Annotated in this window: 5 protein-coding genes and 1 tRNA gene; 2 read left to right on the forward strand and 4 right to left on the reverse strand. The window is 66.0% G+C overall.

Annotated elements, in window-relative coordinates; genetic code table 11:
* Positions 1-5 precede the first annotated feature (5 nt).
* The 3 genes from AC07NV_RS02320 to AC07NV_RS02330 all read right to left on the reverse strand — a co-directional run bounded on the left by AC07NV_RS02320 (position 6) and on the right by AC07NV_RS02330 (position 16874).
* Positions 6-13601: a YDG domain-containing protein gene (locus AC07NV_RS02320; protein ID WP_495164723.1), complete on the reverse strand. Its 13596-nt coding sequence runs from the start codon at positions 13599-13601 to the stop codon at positions 6-8.
* An 11-nt stretch (positions 13602-13612) separates the two neighbouring features.
* Entirely contained in the window at positions 13613-15361 is a 1749-nt protein-coding gene (locus AC07NV_RS02325) for a ShlB/FhaC/HecB family hemolysin secretion/activation protein (RefSeq protein ID WP_495164724.1), read from the reverse strand.
* A gap of 319 nt (positions 15362-15680) precedes the next feature.
* Complete coding sequence (locus AC07NV_RS02330) at positions 15681-16874, reverse strand: helix-turn-helix transcriptional regulator (RefSeq protein WP_495164725.1); 1194 nt, start codon at positions 16872-16874, stop codon at positions 15681-15683.
* 150 nt (positions 16875-17024) lie between these two features.
* Between AC07NV_RS02330 and AC07NV_RS02335 the strand changes: the two genes are divergently transcribed.
* Together AC07NV_RS02335 and AC07NV_RS02340 are read left to right on the forward strand one after the other, a co-directional pair.
* Positions 17025-17690, forward strand: coding sequence for a response regulator (locus AC07NV_RS02335; protein ID WP_495164726.1), 666 nt, complete (start codon positions 17025-17027; stop codon positions 17688-17690).
* Positions 17691-17692: 2 nt separating this feature from the next.
* Complete coding sequence (locus AC07NV_RS02340) at positions 17693-19624, forward strand: sensor histidine kinase (RefSeq protein WP_495164727.1); 1932 nt, start codon at positions 17693-17695, stop codon at positions 19622-19624.
* Positions 19625-19988: 364 nt separating this feature from the next.
* On the opposite strand, the gene AC07NV_RS02345 is transcribed toward AC07NV_RS02340, so the two are convergent.
* Positions 19989-20057, reverse strand: a tRNA-Thr gene (locus tag AC07NV_RS02345).
* Positions 20058-20122 lie beyond the last annotated feature (65 nt).

The following is a 20122-nucleotide window of genomic DNA, read 5'->3' on the forward strand; positions in this document are numbered from 1 at the left end:
CTCCCCTACTCTGTGTCCGCATCACCCTCGAGGTTCGCGGAGGGATCGGCATCGAGCGCGAACGCGCTGACGGGGCGCAGCCGCTTGATCGCGTCGCTCGCATCCGCGCCCGACTGGGTGAGGCGGATAGTCAGACTGCCGGGAACGAAGGTCAGCGCATAGTTGGAGGACAGCCCGAGGCTGCCCCGGCCGATCGCATAGCTTCCCGCCTGCTCGCCGGGATCCCGCGTCAGCCCGCCCGTGAAGGCATCGCCACCGACCAGCGATCCGCCGAGGATGCGCCAGGTCAGCGCCGGGTCACGCTGGCCGAAGAGCTTGGCGAGATCGTCGGCCGCCACGGTCACGGGGCGGAGCAGGATATCGGCAAAGATCGTGTTGGCGCTCAGCATGACCATATAGTTGCCGGCATCGGCGCCTGTGAGCGCCAGCCCGTTTACCGAAACGCTCCGGCCCGCGCCGGCATTCGGGTCGGCAAAGATGTAACCGGCGGTGGCCGCAACCGCGTCGCCCGCGAGCACACCGTTGAGCGCGATCCGGCCGGTCGCGGCGACGGTGCCGTCATAGACGCGGCTGTCGGCGGTGGCGGTGCCCGTAATCCCGAGCCGCGCGATCGTCGCGGTATCGGTGACGGTCCCGGTCACGGCATAGTTACCGGCATCGGCACCGTTCAGCGTCAGGCCGCTCGCCGTCGCGGTGCGCACGCCGGCGTTGCGGCTATCGAACGCGATGCCGCCGGTTACCCCGACCTGATCGCCCGCGACTATGCCGCCAAGGGAGAGCATACCGGTCGCGTCGGTCGTCCCGTCATAGGTCTTGCCGTTCGCCGCCAGCGTTGCGGAGAGCGACCGCCGGGCGATGTCGGCAAGGCCGATCGCGGTGGCGTCCACGATGTAATTGCCCGCGTCCGCGCCCGATATGGTGATGCCGGTTGCGGTGACCGTCTTTCCAAGACCCGCATTTTTGTCGGCGAACGCAAGGGTGCCCAGAGCCGCCACATCGTCGCCCGCGACCACACCGCCAAGCGACAGCGTGCCGGTGGCATTGGCGGTCCCGTCATAGATTTTTCCGTTCGCGGCCAGCGTCGCGGTGATCGCACGCGGATCGATCCAGAGCGTGCCGGTGCCGAAGGTGAAGTCGTAGTTCATGTCCGAGACGAGCGAACCGAGGTTTGCCGCGACCGTGTATATTCCTGCATTGCGTCCCGCGCCCGAGAAGCCTGCGGCGCCCGACCAGGCATCCGCCGCGCGGTCGCCATTGATCAGACCGCCGATGCTCGCGCCGGGCACGGGAATCTGGCCATCATAGGTGACCCGGACGTCGTTCGGCCGCACCGTCAGCACCGGGCGATAGCCATAAACGAACCGGTTGCCCGCGGTCGGCGCGGCGGCGAAGCCGCCGGCCGCGAAGTCATAGGCCGCACCGTAGAAGCTTCGACCGCCAAGGCCGCCGAACTCGTTCGCCGGATCCGCCGCACCCGGATTGCCCAAGGCCTGCGTGTAGACGAGCCAGCGTCCGTTCGCGGCGCCCAGCGCGGCTTCGCCCGCAAGATTGCGGAAGCGGCCGTCCGAAGCGAGGGTGATGGCGTCGCCGGTGGAGGCCGAACGCACCGCCCCCGTGGCGGCGATGGTCATGCCGCCGCGCGCGCGGATCGTCACGCTACCCGCACCGCCGTCGACGACGCCATCGATACCGAGTGCCGTCATATTGTTGAGCAGCAGGCCATCGGAGTTGAAATTGCCCAGCGAGGCGATGTTGTTGGCGCCATCGAGCCGGGCATGGCCCGACACGCTGCCGATGAGGCGCTGCGCGCGGATCGCGCCGCTATTCTGGCTCAGCGCGCCGGCCACCTGCAGGTCGAGCGTCCCGCCCCGAACGTCGATCGCTCCATCGAGAGCGAGGTCTTGCAAGTTGTGGAGCGCGAAATCGCCGTTGGCGACGGTGACCGCCCGCAGGCTGCCGATCCGCGAGCCGGTGCCGCCGGTCGCGAGATCGACGTCGCCGCCCGCCGAAAGGGTCAGCGAGTCGGCAAAGACACCGGCGTCGGGACCGACCGCAGCGATCCCGCCAGATGCCGCGAGTGTCACGTCGCCGCCAGTGACCTTGCGGAACGAGACGCTGCCCGCGCTCGAGCCGATATCGACGACGAACCGTCCGCTGATGGCACCGGTCGTGACATCGCCCTGCCCCGCAATCCCGATGTGGCCCGCGCTGGTTTCGGCATCGCCGATCGTGAGCGCGCCGCTTGGCCCGTTGACGAACATCGCCCCGACCGTGCGAATGTCGCCGATTGCAAGATCGCCGTTCCGGACCGTCAGTTCGAGGATGCCGCCATCGATACCCGTGAGTCTGGCGGAACGGTCGAGGTTGACCGATATCGCGCCGTCGGCGCGCAAGCCGCCGCCCGTCATCGCGCTGCCCGCGCTGGTGAAGGCATGGCCGCTGCCGATCGAAGCGGCGTCGGCCGCGCCGAACAACAGGTCGCCGCCCGCGGCAAGCGTGAAGGAGTTGACCCCGGTGCCGGTCAGTTCGGCATGGCCAAGGCGGAGGTTGCCGTCTGCATTCACAGAGATCGCATTGCTCGCCCGAATGGCGGCGAGATCGACACCCGCGCGGCTATCGACATCGACCCCGCCCTGATCCGACCGGAGGATGCCGGCCTCGACGCCCGTCGCCGACAGGCTGAGATTGCCCAGCGTGGCGATATTCCCGCCGCGGATCGCGCCGCTATTCGCCCGGATCGTCGCCGTCCCGCCAAAACCGAGGTCGAGCGCGCCATAGGCGAAGTCGCCCGCCGTATCGGTCACGAACAGGTCGCCCAGCCGCGCGCCGCCCGCAGCCAGTGCGTTTGCGGAGAAATCGGTGCCCGTCAGCGTATAGTTTCGTCCGATCGTTACGGCGCCGACCACATCGACGCCTGCCACCGACGCACTGAGCACAACATCGCGACCGGTCACATCACCGAGCCGGATGGCATTCGCGGCCACCTCGACGTCGCCGTCGGCGAGCAAGGAGAGCGTGCCGGTGATGTTGCCTACCGAAGTGACCCGGATGTCGCCTGCCGCGAGCAACGCGCCGCCTGCACCAAGGTCGCCGTCGGTGTCGGTGATCGAGACATTGTTCAGCTTGGTCGCGCCGCCGCCAAAGGCAGGCAGCAAGGCATTGCCGCCAAAGTCACGCGCCGTCAGCGTGTAATTGCCTCCGCTGCTCACCGGATTCATCACGGTCAGCGTTCCGCCGGGCAGCGTGACAGCGATATTATGGCCTGCAAGATCGCCGATTTCGAGGTTCCCGGTCGCGACATGGACATTGGCGTCGCCGTCGACAGCCGATGCGATGGTAGCGAAAACCCCCGTCGCCGACTGAAGATTGACGCGGACGTCACCGCCCAGCGAGATCAGCGTCGCGCCGCCCGAGCCGTTCCCACCTGTCACAAGCAGATTGCCGCCGGCGATCAGATCGGCGGTGTCGGCGCCGAGCGTGACATTGCCGAGCGCAACCAGCGCGAAGCCGTCGGGTGCGGTGATCGCACGCACCGCCGCGTTGCCGCCCGCCTGAAGCTGTCCGCCATTGGCGATGACGTTGCCGAGGCCAAGGTCGGTGAAAGCGTTGAAGATGGCGTTGCCGCCGGTCGAATGGACGCTGTCGGCGGCGATCGCCCCGGCGGTGCTGAGGACGTCGATGTCGCCGCCCGATGCGATCGTGCCCGCGCGGATCGCGCCGCCGGTCAGTTCGGCATAGTCGGTGCCGTTGACGGGGGCCGCGCTGGTGTCGAGCAGGTCGCCCGCGGTCAGATAGATTTCGAGCGCGCTCGCCCCGCCGGATAAGGTCAGGTCGTCGTTGGCGATCAGGTCGAGCGTGCCGTTGGCGGCGCTCGCATTGCCCACAATGAGCGAGCCGTTCGCGACATCGACCGAGGCGCCGTGGGTGGTCGCAGTGAGCTGACCGATCGCAAGATTGCCGCTCGCCACGTTGATCGCGACCAGCGCGGCGGTGAGACTGTCGAGCGTTGCCGAATGATCGAGATTGACGAAAGCGCCGTTTCCACCGGTGATCGTCGCCGTTCCGGTCGATCCGGCCGCACGTTCGAACCAGCGATCGGTGCCGATGCCCGACAGCGCGTCGTCATCGCCGAGCACGGCATTTCCACCTGCACCAATCGTCAGGTCGCCCGTCGCACCTGTAAGATTCGCTTGCCGCAACTTCGCGTCGCCGGCGGCCGAGATGCCGATGTTCCGCCCGGCGGTCGCATAGCCGATGACCGCGTCGCCCGTGGCGGCGGTAACGGCGATATCCGCGCCCGCCGCAAGCGAGCCCGAGACACGGACCGCGGCGGCCGTCAGATCGAGATTGCCCGCCGCCGTATCGGCGGAGAACAGCTCGAGATCTCCGAGCGTGGCCTGCGCGTCGATCCCGGTCGCGGCGGAGATCTGATGGAGGTCCAGGGCATCCGCCGAGATCGTCACGCCCCCGGCCAGCGAACGGACACTCCCATTCTCGAACGCGCCGTCGATCGTGAAATCGATGTTGCCGCCATATTCGAGCGTCCGGCCCAATGCGTCGAGGCCCGCGCTGCCCGTCAGCGTCCACGTACCCGCGCGCGCACCAAGCGGTTGCAGCGCGCCGCTATCGAAGGAACGGCCCGTAAGCGAATAATCGCCCGCGACATCGACCCGGCTCGCGCTGATATCTCCGGCTTCCGAGGTCAAGCTGACATTCGCGCCCAGTATATCGACGAGGCTCAGGTCGGAGGCCGCATGGGCGCGGACATCGCCGGTCGCCGCAATCGACACGCCCCGATTCATCGTCATGAGGTTGAGCGTTGCATTGCCCGCGCGCGCGCCAAGCCGCACGACCGGGCTCGTTTCGGCATAGAGCCGGTTGACGGCAGTGATCGCATTCGGGTTATTCGCCCCCAGCGTGACGTTGTTGCCGAGGATATCGATCTTGTACCCGTTCCCCGCGGCGTCGGGTGCGCCGGACAGGTGCACGAGTTGCCGCACCGCCGCGTCGCCGCCCGCGTCGATCAGGATATCATCGCGTCCGCTCACCAACGCCAGATCGATCGAACCATCGCTGACCACCCGCACGCTCTGGCGCGCGTTGATGGCGCCGGTGCCGCCAATGCCGTCCGCGGCCTCGATATCTATATTGCCCAGGCTGAAGATATCCGCGCCCAGCGTGAGTTGCCCGGCGGTCAGGCGGAGGATGGCGTCGCCATGATCCGAGACGAGGTTGCCGAGCGTCAGCGACCGGCCGTTGACGAAACGGATATCGCCCGATCCACCGCTGTTGGTCGCGGTCAGCGCATCGACCTGATTGGTTTCGCCCAGATCGATCCCGTCGCTCGCCAGCAGCGAGAGCGACGGGGTGGTGACGTGGCCCGCGCTCTGCGTGAGCCGGCCACCTGCCGTCAGTGACAGTGCATCGCTTGCCGCGATCGCGCCCGCCAGATCGAGATCGCCCGCGGTCGCCAGCGTCAACCGGCGTACATCGACCGCGCCGAGTGCGCCGATCAGATTGCCCGAAGCGTGGGACAAGGTGACGTCGCCGGTGGGCGCGGTCAGATTGAGGGTGGCGGCCTCGATCCCCGTCATCTCGTCGATATCGCCGCCCGCGCTCAGCGTGACGGCCTGCCCTGCCGCGCTGATCGCGCCGATCAGGATGCTGCCGCTGTCGGTATAGGCGACCCCGCCGGTGCCGAGGTTCGTCAGGTTCACCAGCGCCCCGGCTGCATTGCCGCTGCGGGTCAGCGAAATCCCGTCGCGCGCTATGACCGTCAGCTCGCCCGCGGTCAGATCGCCGGTCTGGGTCACCGCGCCGGCATCGGAGGTCAGGGTGAAGGCCCCTGACAGCACGACCGGACCGAGGCTGACGCTCCCCGTGTTGCGAAAGATTATGTCGCCGTTCGCGCTCGTACCGGCGAAGGCGCCGACCCTGTTCGCGTCGCCCAGCACGATATCCTGCGCCGCCGAAACGTCGAGCGCGGCGGCGGTGACGATGCCGCCCGCCTGCGTAATCGTGCCGCCGTCCGACTGCAGCGTGACCTTGCCGCCCGCGCCGACGTTCGGCAGGTCGATGCTGCCGATATTGCGAAAGCGCAGGTCGCCCGTGGTCGTGCTCAGCCCGCTCAGGACGCCGATGCTATTGGCCCGGAAGAGGTCGAGCCCGGTGCTCGCCGAGGCCGAGAGGTTGGCGGTTGAGATCGAACCGCCGCTCTGGTCGATCGCGCCGTCGGTGGAGATGAGCGTGACCGAGCCGCCCGAGATGTTGCCGACCAGCGCATAGTCGTCGCGCGCGGTGAAGCTGACCGCGCCGCTCGCCGCCAGATTGCCCAGTTGCCCGACCTGGTTCGCCCGCGTCAGCGCGATCTGGTTGCGCGCGCTGGCGTCCAGCCGGGCCGCGGTGATGATACCGGCGGTCTGCGTGATCGAGCCGAGGCTCGAGTTGAGTGCGACCGCGTTGCCGCCACCGGCGGTGATATCGCCCGCCAGGGCGAAGCCGCTGTTGGTCGAGTAGAAGATGCTGCCATTCTGGGTCGTCAGGCCATAGATCGTCCCGACACCGTTGCTGCCGTAGATTGTGATCGCGCCGGCTGCGTTTACTTGAAGCCCCCCCGCTGCGATCGAACCGGACAGTCTGGTGAAGGTGCCGCCCGAGTTGAACGTCAGGCGGCCGCCGACGTTGATCGTGCCCGTCGCATCGAGGTTCGAGGTCGAGCCGAACGAAGCGTCGCCGCCGGCGGTAATATTGCCGAGCGTGCCGATCCGGCCATTGAGCGCGATGGTGCCCGAGGCATCGGCCGCCAGCGAATCGACGTCGAGGGCGCCGCTATTGCTGGCGAGATTGCCGCCGGTGACGGTCAGCGAGACGCCGCCGCCGGAGAGATACTGGAAATTGGTGTTGCCGGTGGAAACCGCGCTGATGGTGCCCGGGGTCGCCCCCCAGGTGAGAAGCCCGCCCACGTTACCAAGCCGATTGGCGGCGCTCGTCAGCGCGATATTGTTGGCGCGAACCTCCAGGTAATTTCCGGGCGCACTGTTGTCGATATGGCCGCCGCTCTGGGTGACGTCGCCGCCTTGCGCCCATAGCTCGAAATAGGGCGAGTTGATCGTGCCGGTCAGGTCGACATTGCCCGTCGTGTAGATCTGGGCCGCGCTGCCGATGTCGCCGATCGCGGCGATCTGGTTGTTGACACCGCCATGGCCGGTCAGGCCAAAGGCGGCGCCGCCCGCCAGATTGATCCGCCCGGCCGTAATGTGGCTGGTGCTGTTCTGGGTGACATAGGCGCTGGCGCCCATCATCCGAAGCGACAGCGCCTGCCCCGCGGCGTTGATGTCGCCAGTGATGCTAAAGCCATCGGCATCGGTATAGGCGATGCCGCCGGTGCCGTTGCTCAGCCCCGTGATCGCCGCGACATTGTTGCTTGCGCTGGTGAGCGCGATGCCGCTGGCAGCCGAAGCGCTCAGCGAACCCGCGGTGATCCCGCCGCTGGTCTGGGTGAGGCTTGCGTTTCGCGCCGTGAGCGAGACGGCCTGCCCGGCCGCGCTGACGTTGCCGCCGACGACCATGTTGACCCCGCGGCCGCCGACATCGATCCCGCCGGAACCGGTGTTGGTGAGGCCAAGGATCGTGCGAATACCGTTCCACTCGTTGTTGAGCGCAATGCCGTCGACGGCCGAGACGGTGAGCTGGCTCGCCTGGACGCCATCCATGTAGCCGCTTGCCTGGGTGATCGCACCGGCGTCGCTCGTCAGCGTGACGCGATTCCCGACAACCGCATAGGTGACGCGGAAGCCGTCGACGTCGCGATAGAGGAGATCGCCCCCGCCCGACGCCGCGAGGACGTAGAGATTGTCGACGTCGTTCGCCCCGCCGAGCAGGACCGAGCCGGTGGCCATGCTCTGGTAGAGCTGGGCATCGAGCGTGGTCGCCCTGATCCGGCCGCCGGTCTGGTTGATCCCCGTGCCGGCCTGCAAGGACAGCGTCCCGCCGACATCGACATCCCCGGTCAGCGTGAAGCCGCCGTTGCGCGACCGCATGGTGGCATTGGTGCCCGCGCTCAGTCCGCGGATCTCCGGAATGAGGTTGTCGCTGTGGCTGAACGAGACCGCACCATTCGCGGCCAGCGCGGTCAGCGCCGACGCGGTGACCGCGCTGGCCGCGGTGATCGAACCGCTATCCGATGTCAGCGACAGCACGCCGCCGGCGGTGTAGCCACCCATCACGGTCAGATCGATCGAACCGGCGTTGCGCAACGTCAGGCCGCCCGTGGCGACGATGCGGGTGTCGTTGCTGACAAGGTTGTTCGCGCCGCCCAGCAGCAGGTTGGCGCCGCTGAAATAGGCCGCGTTGGCATCGACGCGGGCGGTGCCGCTCTGGATCAGATCGCCTGCGCCGCGCAGGCTGGCATAATGGCCCGAGATCGTGCCTGCAGTCTGGGTGATCCCGCCGCCGTTCGCCCGCAGGTCGATCGTGCGGAGACCCGGCCTGTTCGTCGTGACATCCCCGTCGACGGTGAAGCTGCCGGCATTGGTGACGAGGACGTCGCCATAAGCGGCCACAAGCCGCGTAAAGCTGTTCACATCGACGCTGCTGGTCAGGTCGATATGCCCCGCGTCCACCGACAGGCTGTCGACGGTGATCCCGCCGGAGGAAAGGTTGCCGCCCGCGGTAAGGGTCGCGCCGCCCGAAGTATGGAGCGCCACCGAGATCGCGCCGGCCCCGCCATTGTTGAAAACGATGTTTCCGCCGCCGGTCGAGCTGCCCGAGAAGCTGGTGAGGCGGTTGTCGCCGCCAAGGTTGATGCCGTTCAGTGCGGTCGCGACGGCGCTGCCGTTCAGGATTCGACCGCCGCCGTGCTGGATCGCGCCGAAAGCGGCGTTCAGCGTGGTGATGTTGCCCTGTGTATCGATCGTACCGGTGACCCTCAGGTCCCCATCGGTATCGATCGCGAAATTGCCGTTGGTGTTGATCGTGCCGAGCTGGATGTTTCCGCCCGCGACCAGGTCGACGCTGGTTGCCGACACGTTGAGCGCGCCGCCCGCGACGACCAGCCCGCCATTGCGGGTGATGGCACCGCCTGCGCTGAGCGAAAGCGCGCCCGCCGCGCGCACCTGGCCGGTCAGGTCGAAAGCATCGGTATCGACGATGGTGACGGCGCCCCCGGTGCTGCGGATCGCGCCCAGGTGATCGAGATCGTTCCCCGCATAGTCGAGCACGATATCGCCGGCCGCGCTGGCATTGAGCGTGCGGGCGATGAAGCGGTCGCTAAAGCCGGTCTGGCTGATCCCGCCCGTGTCCGAGGTCAGCGTGACCGTGCCGTCCGGCGCCTCGATCTGATAGTCGAGCACGATGGCGCCGACATTGCGCAGCGTGATGTCGTGGCCGGTGCCGAAGTCATAGCGATCGGTGTCGAGCCGGCCGACCACATCGATCTGGTTCGCACCGGTCAGCGAGATGGCGCCGTTGGTGATGACGTTGAGGCGGTCTGCATCGATGATGCCGCCGCTCTGGCTGAGCCCGGTATCGGCATAGAGGCTGATGTTCCGGCCGGTGACATTGCCGGTCAGCTCCATGCTGCCGTTATAGGTGCTCAGCAGGATCGACTGGCCTGCGGCGATGGCGCCAAGCGACGCGATCGTCCCGTCGAGGCTGATGGAACCCGCTGCGCTCACGGTCAGGCGCGAGGTGGCGATACCGGAATTGGTGGTGAGGATGTTCCCGGTATCGGAGATAAGGGTAAGCGCGCCACCCGACCGATATCCGCCGGTCCCCCCAAGGATCGGGCTGAGATTGATGTTGCCGAGGTTGCGCAGCGTCAGGTCGCCGCCCACCGCAAGGTCGGTGAGGGTGGTGAAATCATTGGCCTCGCCCAGCGACGCGTTGCCGCCGCTGGTCAGCGACAGGCTGGTGGCGTGCAGCGTGGCGCCGGTGCCCTGGCTGATCGTGGTGCCGGCATTGAGCGCCATCGTGTCGGCGGTGAGCGTCGTGCCCGCGTTCTGCGTGATCGCGCCGCTGTTCGACGTCAGGTTCAGATGCGCGCCGGTCATGTCGATCGACTGGGTGACGTTGAAGCTGCCGGCATTGGCGAAGCTCAGCCCCGCCCCGCTCATCGCGCCGAGATTGCTGACCTGATTGGCGCCCCCGACATTGATGCCGCCGGTCGCCGACAGGTTCAGCGTGTCGGCGGTGATCACGCCGCCGGTCTGGAGGATATAGCCCGCAACATCGGAGATCGACACCGTCTGGCCCGCCGCGCTGATGTTGCCGGTGAGGCTGGTGTGCCCGCCACTATAGCTGACGATGTTGATGCCGCCGCTGGTCGTGTTCGTAATCGTGCCGAAATTCTGGATGCTGTTATTGCCGACAAAAGATGCGCCCGGCAGGTTGATGCCGGTGACGGCACTCAGATTGGCGGTGCCCGCCGCGAACGAGCCCGTATTGCTTTGGGTGATCGCCCCGCCCGAACGCAGCGAGATCGTGTCGAAATAGACGGATTGGTCGATCAGGACGTCGGTGGTGCTGTTGATCGAAAGCGTGCCGTTGCCCGCGGTGGCGATGAGCCTGCGGATGCGGTTCGCCTGGTTGAGCGTGACCGAGTTGCCGCTGCCGATGGTGATCACACCAAGATAGTCGACGTCGATGATGCCGCCGCTCTGGGTGATCGAACCCGCGCTGGCCGTGCGCAGCGAAGCCCCGCCGCTGGTCGAAGTGATATTGCCCGCGATGTCGAAGCCATTGGCATCGCGATAGAGGATGCCGCCGTTGGTGCTCGACGCGCCGCCAAGCGTGGCGATGTTGTTGCCGGTGCTGTTGAGCAACAGGTCACTGGCGCCGCTCAGGAAGAGCTGGTCCGCGCGGATATAGACGCTGGCGCCGCTGTTCTGGCTGATGCCGCCGGTGTTCGAGGTCAGCCGGAGCGTGCCGCCCGTGGCATCGACGACGCCGCCGAGCGTGACGTCGCCGGCGTTGCGGAAGCTGATGTTGTGGCCAGTGGTGAACAGACTGGCGTTGAGGCCGCTCACCGTGGTGACTGCATTCGCTTGGTCGAGCATGATGTCGCCATTGGCGGTGGCGTTGAGCGTGCCCGCGGTGATCGTGGTGCCGGCGTTCTGGGTGATCCCGCCATTCTGCGCGAGCAGAGTCAGATTCGTGACGGTGATGTCGCCGGTCAGGCTGAAGCCGGTGCGCGAGGTGCCGATCTCGATGCTACCGCCCGCAGCCATCGTGCCGAGCGAGCCGATCTGCTGACCGCTGCCGCCGAGCAGGATGTCGCCGTTCACCGCCGATGCGGTGAGCTTCGAGGTGGTAACGATGTTGCCGGCTGTGATGTTGCCGGTGTCCGAGGTCAGGGTCAGCGCGCCGTCGGAAGTATAGCCGCCGCTGTTCGTCGGATCGAGATTGATGCTGCCGGAGTTGCGCAGCGTCAGGTCGCCCCCGACCGAGAGATCGTAGAGCGAACCGAAATCGTTGGCACCGGCGAGCGTGACGTTGCCGCCGCTGGTCAGCGAGAGCGCCGTGCTATGGAGCGTGGTGCCGGTGCCTTGGCTGATCGTGGTGCCGGCATTCAGCTTGATCCAGTCGGCATTGATCGTGCCCGCGGCCTGGCTGATCGAGCCGTTCCGCGAGGTGAGGGATACGACTTCGCCCGGGCCCACGTTGACGTCGTCGGCAAGACTCAGATTGCCGTCCATCGCAATCGTGATCGAGCCGCCCGCGCCGAGGCCACCGAGCACGGCGCCGGCGTCGCCGTTGGTGTCGATGGCGATCCGGCCACCCGCGGCGATGCTCAACTGGCCGGCACTGATCGCGTTCGTGCCCGACGCGGTAGCGTCGCCGCCGGTGGTGACCTGCACCGCCGTACCGGTGCTCACCTTGAAATCGAGATTACCCGTCGCGTTGAGAGCAATCGCGCCGGCATTGGCGGAGGTCGCGCTGACGTTGCTGAAGCTGTTGCTGGCACTCAGCTTGATATCGCCCAGCGCATTGGCGATCACGGTGCCGGTCAGCCCGGCGCCGCCCGTCTGGGTGATCGCGCCGCTGTTCGCCGTCAGCCGCACGATGTTGTTCTGGCTGCTCGAACCATCGAGTCCGACGGTCAGGTCGCCATTGCTGCGGACCTCGAGATCGCCATAGGAGTCGGCATAGGCCAGCCGCGTGGCCGAATCCACATTGACCAGGCCGCGCCCCATGACGCTGACCTTGCCGGCATAAACGCGGCCGGTGCCGCTGAACGTGCCGGTGGGCGAATAGAGCGTGACCCCGGCGGCGGTGCGGATGTCGCCGGATATCTCCAGATTGCCCTGATTCTGGACGTAGATCTCGTCAATGAACAGGCTGCCGGTATCGTGGACGGTGAGATCGCCCAGCTTGGCGATGTGATTGGTGGCCTGGAGCGTGATGCCATAATTGGCGTCGGCGGTGAGCATGCCGGCGGTAATGCCGTTGTTGGCGCCAAAGCCGTTGCTGATCCCCCCATAGTGCGCGACGAGATCAACCGTGCCGGCGCCTGCGTTGATCGTGCCGTTGGCGTAGAGCGTGTTCGACGCGAGCAGCGAGATCTTGGACGCGGTAAGCGAGCCGCTGGCGCCCGTGCCGGTCACCAGGTCGCCATAACCGGCATCGGTGACGAAGGTCGCGCTGCTCGCCGCACCGTTCACGATGTTGTGGCCGGTGCTGAGCACGATCGCGCCGGTCTCGTCGAGCGCCGCGTCGGTCGCGGTGATCGCGCCGGTGTTGATGATCTGGTTGGTCAGTCCGGTCTTGGCGATGGTCGCGACGAAGACGCGGTTGCCGCTGATCGAGCCCGCCAGCTCGGTGCCGTTGTTCGAGTTCGTGCCGTCGGCGGCGCTCGCCACTTCGAAACTGAGCAGGTCGAGATCGTCGGTGCTCGTCGGCCGGAAGCGGATCTTGTACTTCGCCGCCGAGCCGATCAGCACATTGCCGCCGTCCTGCGCCGAGATGCTCGATCCCGCCTCGGCCGTCACGGTGGTGGAGACCAGCGCGATCGCGCCGCCATGGCTGTTGACCTGCGCACCGTTGCGCACGGTGATGCCGCTGCCCGTCGCCGCACCGGTGAAACCGAAACCGGTCGAACTGCCGTCGAGGAAACCGCCGGGCGTGGCATCGTCGGCGCGGTCGATCGCAGCGGTCGTGACAAGCAGGCCGCCGGTGTTGATCCGCGCATTGGCGCCGATCACGACGCCATTGGCGTTATAGATCCAGATGTTGCCGCCCGCCGGACCGCCCGCCCCGATCAGGCCGTTGAGATCGCCGTTGATCGTGCTGCCCGCGCCGCCGACGCGGTTGAGTACGATATCGCTGCGGTCGGCGAAGATGAAGTCCGCGCGCTCGCCGCTGTTGATGTCGAACTTGTCCCAGTCGATCACCGTGCGCGATCCGCCCAGCGTCACCGTCGTGGTGTTGGGGACCGACTGGTCGATCGTCGGCGCCGAACCGTTGCTCTGTGCAGGCGTGGCGCCCTGATTGAGCTGCGCGGACGCGGGAGCGGACAGCACCGCGGCCAGCGCGAGCGCGCCGAAGGCCGACGTCGTGAAGAGGCGGCTGCGACGAAGACCGGATGACGAAGAGCGGACGGGCATGATGGTCTTCCTCAGAAGATCGAAGCGGTAAGGCTGACGAGAAAACGATCGGCGGGTATGGGGGTGCCGGGCGCGAGACGATCGAGCGGGCGCGCCCATGCGGCGTCGAGCGCGAGCAAGGGCCCAAGCCGCGCGCGAACCCCCACGCCGACCGAGCGCAACCGGTCTTCCCCCGCTCCCGGTCCGATATTGGTCAGCCGAACCGCGTCGACGAAAGCATAGGGCCGGAAGGCCGCGTTCTTGCCCAGCGCGATCGGCACGCTCGACAGCTCGACGCCATAGGTCAGCGCCCGGTCGCCCGACGCCGCCGACGGGTCATAGCCGCGGCCGACCGACATGGTGCCGGCCGAATATTCTTCATAGGAAAGCAGCGGCGTGTCGGTGTATTGCCAGCTCGACGCCACCGTCGCGACCAGCGGACCCGCGACGCGGCCGCCGACCGAAAGCTCGGCGCGCATCACCGTCGCATCGGGACGCCCGCGGAATCGCGAGGCGTTCCGGTTGCCGAAACGGCTCGCCCCCAGGCCGCTGACCCCGCGGCGGATTTCGACCGAACCCGTCGCCGCCACCGAATGGTCGGCCAGTTCGCGCGGGGCCAGATGGCCGTCGAGCCGGGCGAAATAGATCCGCAGCTTGTCGTCGGTGAGCGTCGCGGCCCCGCCGCCGAACTCGACCTTCTGGTCGATCCATTCGAGGCCGGCCGAAAGGGTGAGATTGTGCCGGCGGTGGCGCAGCAGCGGATAGCTGATCCGCGCATTGCCGGCAAAGCTGTTCCCGACCAGGTCGAGCGCCGAAACCGCCCCGCCCGGCTTGGTACGTGCAAAGGAACCCGACAAATCAACCGAAACCCCCTCCCCGCCCAGCTTGATGCTTTCGGTGACCTGAAGCACGCGCTGTTCGGTGCTGTCTATCGTGCCATATCCGACGATCGACGTGCGCTCCCCAAGCGTGGTGAAACTGTTGAAATCGGCGCGCAGGGTCGCGAGGCCGCGGCCGATGGAGTTCGAACCATAGTCGTTGGCGCTGACGCTGCCCGTTACCGCGGCGCGGCTGACCGCGATGTCGAGATCGACCGCGCCATTGCCGCCTGCCGACTGTTTGAGCGACGCCTGCACCTGCACACCCGGAATGTCCGAAGCGAGCAGCAAATAGCGCTGTGCGGTGTTGAGGTCGAAAGGCGTCAAGCCCTTGAGCTTGTCGAGATAACGCGCGACCTGGCGCTGCGCCGGGCCGACGTCGCCATGATAGCTGACCGAAGCCACATGCGCCTCGGTAACATCGATCACGACGCGCCCGTCGGCAATGCGCTGTTCGGGAATCGTCACCGCCGCCAGCACGCCGCGCCGCAGATAGAGCGCCGCGACGCGATCGCGGATCGCGCAGATCGCCGTCAGCGGCAGTTCGCGACCAACCATATCCCCATAGGCCAGCGCCAGCCGCTCGCCATCAAGTGCGAGAGCACCGTTGGCGCCGCGAAAATCGACGCCGGTGAGTGTGAAGCTGAGGTTGCTTTCGGCGAAGAGACATGGCCCGGCTTCGATGTTGCGAAACAGCTCCCCGCGCGGCGCTGCCGGGATCGGCGATTGCTGGGCGGGATTGAGCTCCTGCCGCGAGGGCAAGGTTCGTTGCTGCGCTTGAGCGGGCACGGCAAGCGCCGTACCCGCCAACAGCAGCGCCGCAGCGATGAGCAAGGCTTTGCGCCGGATTGCGTCACGGAGCTGCGCACGCGTCATCGGCGGGCATTCTTCGAGAGAAATCATGTCAGGCAGGCCCCCGCCTCCAAAACGCCGACTGGCGTCCTCATGTACAAATTGTATCGGGAACGAGATGACACGTCTGTCGCTACTAATAGCGACACCGGGCTCTCGACACCATGAAAATTACTTTTTTTCAGTATCTTAATTCGCGAAACCCAAGACATGGATAACATCTGTGTTTCGACAATTCGCGCACTCATCGACCCCGTTTCCCCCGCGATGCCGGACCCCGCGTCCAGCTTGCGGCGGGATGCCTAAGCAGCAGAAGAAGCGTTAAATAGCTCCCATATGGGAGGGGGCCGCGCGTCCGCTTCTCCGGAAGTCAGTCGCGTTGGATCGAGGGTACCGACATGGCCAGCCGGACGAGGTCGAGTTGGCGATGACATCCCGTCTTGGCCTGGATGGTCTTGAGCCGCGTCCGCGCCGTGGACAGCCGGATACCCAACTGCTCTGCCGCGTGGGCGAGTGGCATCCCGTCGATCACCGCTCCGGCGAGACGGGCCTCCGCAGGCGAAAGGCCAAAGCGGCGCGCAATCCATCGGACGGCATCGGGCGGCGTGCTGTCAGGGTCGGACACGACGAGCAATATCCGGCCGGATGCGACCGGCAGGCTGAACTCGGCAAGCGAAGCGATTGGCCACAGCATCGCGTGAAGGGGCGACCCGTCGCCGCGGCGCGGCAGCAGTAAGCCGTCAAGCCCCTCGTCTCCCCCCACGCCCGCGAGTGTACGACATGTAGCAATCGCCGCGTCGAGCGCGCGGCTGCTTCTGGCGTCGAAACTATAGGGTCGACCAAGACGGCTGAGCCCGACGCCGCGGTCACTCGCGACCAGCGCCTCGGCGCGGCGGTTCATTGAGACCACCCGCCCCGCGCGATCGAGCACGAAAGCGGCATGCGTCCATGCATCGAACAGCGCTTGCGGCACCAGCGCTTCCGACCGCGCCGCGGTCAATGTTCGCCTGAGCTTCAGCGCACGGCGCAGATACGGCGCGAGCAGGCCGAGCAATGCCATCTGATGGTCGCGCCGCGCTTCGTCGTCGCGAAGATCGGCTAGCGTCAACGCGGTCCAGCCGTCGGGCTCGCGCTCCAGCACCATGCCCACACCATAATGGCCCAGCCCGTGCGGGCGCAGATAGTCGTTATAATGTTCGGTTCGGAACAGTATCTGATCGTCGATAATCGTCTCCGATCGTGTCGGCAGCCCGATCCGATTCTGCCGAACAAAATGCACATAGGGGCTGTTGGAGACGTAATGCGCGGCATAGTCGCGATAAGCCGCTTCGGAAAAATTGGTCTTGATATCGAGGCCGGTGGCCGGCCCCGCTGCTTCGTCGTGGCCAAAGAGCGTGATACGCACGTCCGGATAAATGGCGCCGATCTTTTCGACGAACGGACGCCACAACGACGCGTCGACCGCGGCCTCGTAGATATCGCCGACCAGTTCGGCCGCTAACATCGGCGATATCGGCGCGGGGATCGGCATGGCGCAGCCCTTTGTCTGGCGGAACGGCGTCATTCCCTAGCAGAAACCGGGAAAATTGTATCGCAAACGAAATCCTGTATATGTCGCTATAAGTAGCGACAGCATCCGGCCAAGCCGATGGTATAGTGCCGCGATGCAAGCGTCGCCGGACGCGCCAACCGACCGCCGCGCCAGGATGTTCCGATGCCCGATCCCCTGCCACCGCTTCTCAAAGTCGCGCTGGTTGAGGATGACGTCGCCTTTCAGAACAGCTTCGCCGCTGCGGTGGGCCATGCAGACGACATGACGCTTACCGGCATGGCATACAGCGTCGCGCAGGCGATGCACCTGCTCGAAGGTCTGCCGCTCGACATATTGGTGGTCGATCTCGGCCTGCCCGACGGATCGGGGATAGAGGTGATCCGCGCCGCGCGTGCCGTCTGGCCCGAATGCGGGATCATGGTCAGCACCACCTTCGCCGACGAAAAGCATGTCATCGCCTCGATCGAGGCGGGCGCGGCGGGCTATCTGCTCAAGGACAGCTCGCCCGAGCGGATGACCGACGATATCCGGACGCTGCACGGCGGCGGCAGCCCGATCAGCCCGCGCATTGCGCGTCAGATCCTGTTGCGTTTTCGCCCGCCCGAGCCACAACAGCCCGAACTGCCGCCGCTCGCCTCGCCCTTGTCGCCGCGCGAACGCGAAGCGCTCGAATTGACGACCAAAGGGTTCAGCTATGACGAGATTGCCGAACTGATGCAGGTGTCGCGCAACACCGTGATGACCTTCATGCGGCGCATCTATCAAAAGCTCGAGGTGCGCTCGAAAGCCGAGGCCATCTACGAGGCCCGCAACCACGGAATCCTGTAAGGATGCAGCTGGACCGCCGACTGCGCGTATTCCTGCTCTATTTGGGTGCGGTCGCTCTGCTCTTGTCCGGCCTTTACTGGGTCAGCCGTCCCGAAGGCCTGCATCTCACCCGGGCCGAGATCCTCGTCCAGAACAGCGAAGGCTATCCCCCGCCCTCACGCACCGCCGACAAACGCGCGATCGCGGGGACATGGCGGATGGTGGAGCTGCCTCACGCCCCCCGGCCGAACACGTTGCCGGGGGCCGGCGATGCCGCGCGCCTCCCGACCCGGACCACTTGGTATCATGTCCACCTCGACTCCGCCCATCCGGTCCCGCGCGGCGCCTATCTCTATATCCCGCGCTGGAAAACCGACGGCGAGATCGCGATCTATGTCGATGGACGGCTTTTCTACCAGTCGCACGCCAATCTGCAGTGGAACGGTTCGAACCGCCCGCTGTGGCTCGCGCTCGAAGACGCTGCGGAGACCGAGCCGCCGCGCGATATCCTGATCCGCATGCGGCATGTCCGTGGCATCGGCGGCGCGCTGTCGACCATGTGGGTCGGTACCTATGACCAGCTCGGCGCAAGCTATCTGGTGCGCAGCTTCTTCCAGACCGAGCTGCCCTATATCAGCTCGGGTATGTTTCTCGCGACCGGTGTCTTCGCTTTCCTCGTCTGGTTGCGGCGCCGGCGCGAGACGCTCTACCTGTTATTCGCGGCGATGACCGTGGCCACCTTCCTGCGGTTGATGCATGCGTATATGGGCCTCGACCGGCTCCCCGTTTCTGATGCCTGGTTCGGCTGGCTCACGGTCAATTCGATGGGCTGGATGGTCCTGATCGTCCATCTGTTCCTGACCCGCCTCATTCATCGTCGCATGCCCCTGCTCACCGCAGCGCTGAGCCTGATGTGCGGGCTGTTCGCGCTCGTCACACTCCCAGTTTTCGCGGGAACCTTCGACGCGACGATCATCTCCCCGATCATGTATCTCACGATGGCGTCGCTAGGTGGTCTCGCCCTTGTCTTCGGCTTCCACCGCAGCTGGCGGGCGGGTTCGACCGAGGGGTGTGTACTCGCCGGCTGCGGCGTCCTCGCCGTCCTGCTCGGCGGCTATGATATGATGCTTCAAAACAATCTGGTGGATATCGAAGGACTGTTCCTCACCTTCTATGCGCAGGTCGGAATGATCGTCGCCTTCTGCCAGATCATGCTCAGCCGCTACACCAAGGCGATGGGCGACATCGAGCAGGCCAATATCGTGCTGGCCGATCGCCTTGCGGCGCGCGAGGCGGAACTCACCGCCAGCCATCGCCGGCTGCGCGAGATCGAGCGGCGCGAGGTCCTGCTTCAGGAGCGTCAACGACTGATGCAGGACATGCACGACGGATTGGGCTCGTCGCTGGTCAGCGCCCTGCGCGTCGTTGAGCACGGCCGCATTGACGAGGCCGACATCGCCCAGCTGCTGAAAAGCTGCATCGATGATCTGAAACTCACCATCGATTCGATGGAGCCCGTTGAAACCGATCTGCTGTTGTTGCTCGGCACGCTCCGCTTCCGCCTCCAGCCGCGGCTCGAAGCGACGGGCATCCGGCTCCGCTGGGAGGTCGTCGACCTGCCTCCACTCCTCTGGCTCGACCAGCGCCATTCGCTCCACATCCTGCGCATCCTTCAGGAAGCCTTCACCAACATAATCAAGCACGCTGGCGCCACCGAAATCATATTGAAAACCGGGATGAACAATGCGCAGGCCCGTGTCGAAATCATCGATAACGGCAGCGGCTTTGACCCGGCTGGCAAGACACAGGGCCGCGGCTTGGGCAATCAGGCGCGCCGAGCCGACGCGATCGGCGGCGTGATCGAACTGGCGTCTGGGCCGCAAGGCACCGTCTTCGCCCTGCTACTGCCGATCGAGATGGCGGGATCGGACGCGCTCCAAGGCGTGCGGGAGTAATTGAATCTGAAATGCCCTGTTCGCCGATTCTCTTGAAACGGCCCTCGATCTCGGACGCCATCTTTCGGGCCGCAGGTGCGGCGACGGGATATGAAGCTGTGCGCAAAAAACCGGCCGAGGCATATTTTGCCTGCGAGCTCTCGCAGATGGACCGGCGCGCCATGCCGATATCGATCAATCCGCCTCGCCGCCACAGCCAATCTGTTTTCTGTGTGACATCCTCGAGTCATGCGCGGCAGAGGCATCTTGCATGATTCTGAAACGGTCAGGCGAGTGCGAGACGGGCCATCGTTCGACAACGACGGTGCCACAGTCGGCAGACAATCGTCCGGTAAGACACTATTTTCAACGATTTCAGGGAGGATGGTGCTTCAGGACTCGAACCTGTGACCCCATCATTACGAATGATGTGCTCTACCAAATAAGCTAAAGCGGCAACGATGGGCGCCTCGATCAGCGTGCCGACGCGAAAACAAGCATCGTCGCAAAGCAATCTTC

Source organism: Sphingopyxis sp. GW821-FHT10B01 (assembly GCF_059415685.1).

What these genes read in the sequence shown, in the direction of transcription:
- AC07NV_RS02320 (WP_495164723.1), bottom strand. Translation starts at nt 13,601, where the DNA reads ATGCCCGTCCGCTCTTCGTCATCCGGTCTTCGTCGCAGCCGCCTCTTC.
- AC07NV_RS02325 (WP_495164724.1), bottom strand. Translation starts at nt 15,361, where the DNA reads ATGATTTCTCTCGAAGAATGCCCGCCGATGACGCGTGCGCAGCTCCGT.
- AC07NV_RS02330 (WP_495164725.1), bottom strand. Translation starts at nt 16,874, where the DNA reads ATGACGCCGTTCCGCCAGACAAAGGGCTGCGCCATGCCGATCCCCGCG.
- AC07NV_RS02335 (WP_495164726.1), top strand. Translation starts at nt 17,025, where the DNA reads ATGCCCGATCCCCTGCCACCGCTTCTCAAAGTCGCGCTGGTTGAGGAT.
- AC07NV_RS02340 (WP_495164727.1), top strand. Translation starts at nt 17,693, where the DNA reads ATGCAGCTGGACCGCCGACTGCGCGTATTCCTGCTCTATTTGGGTGCG.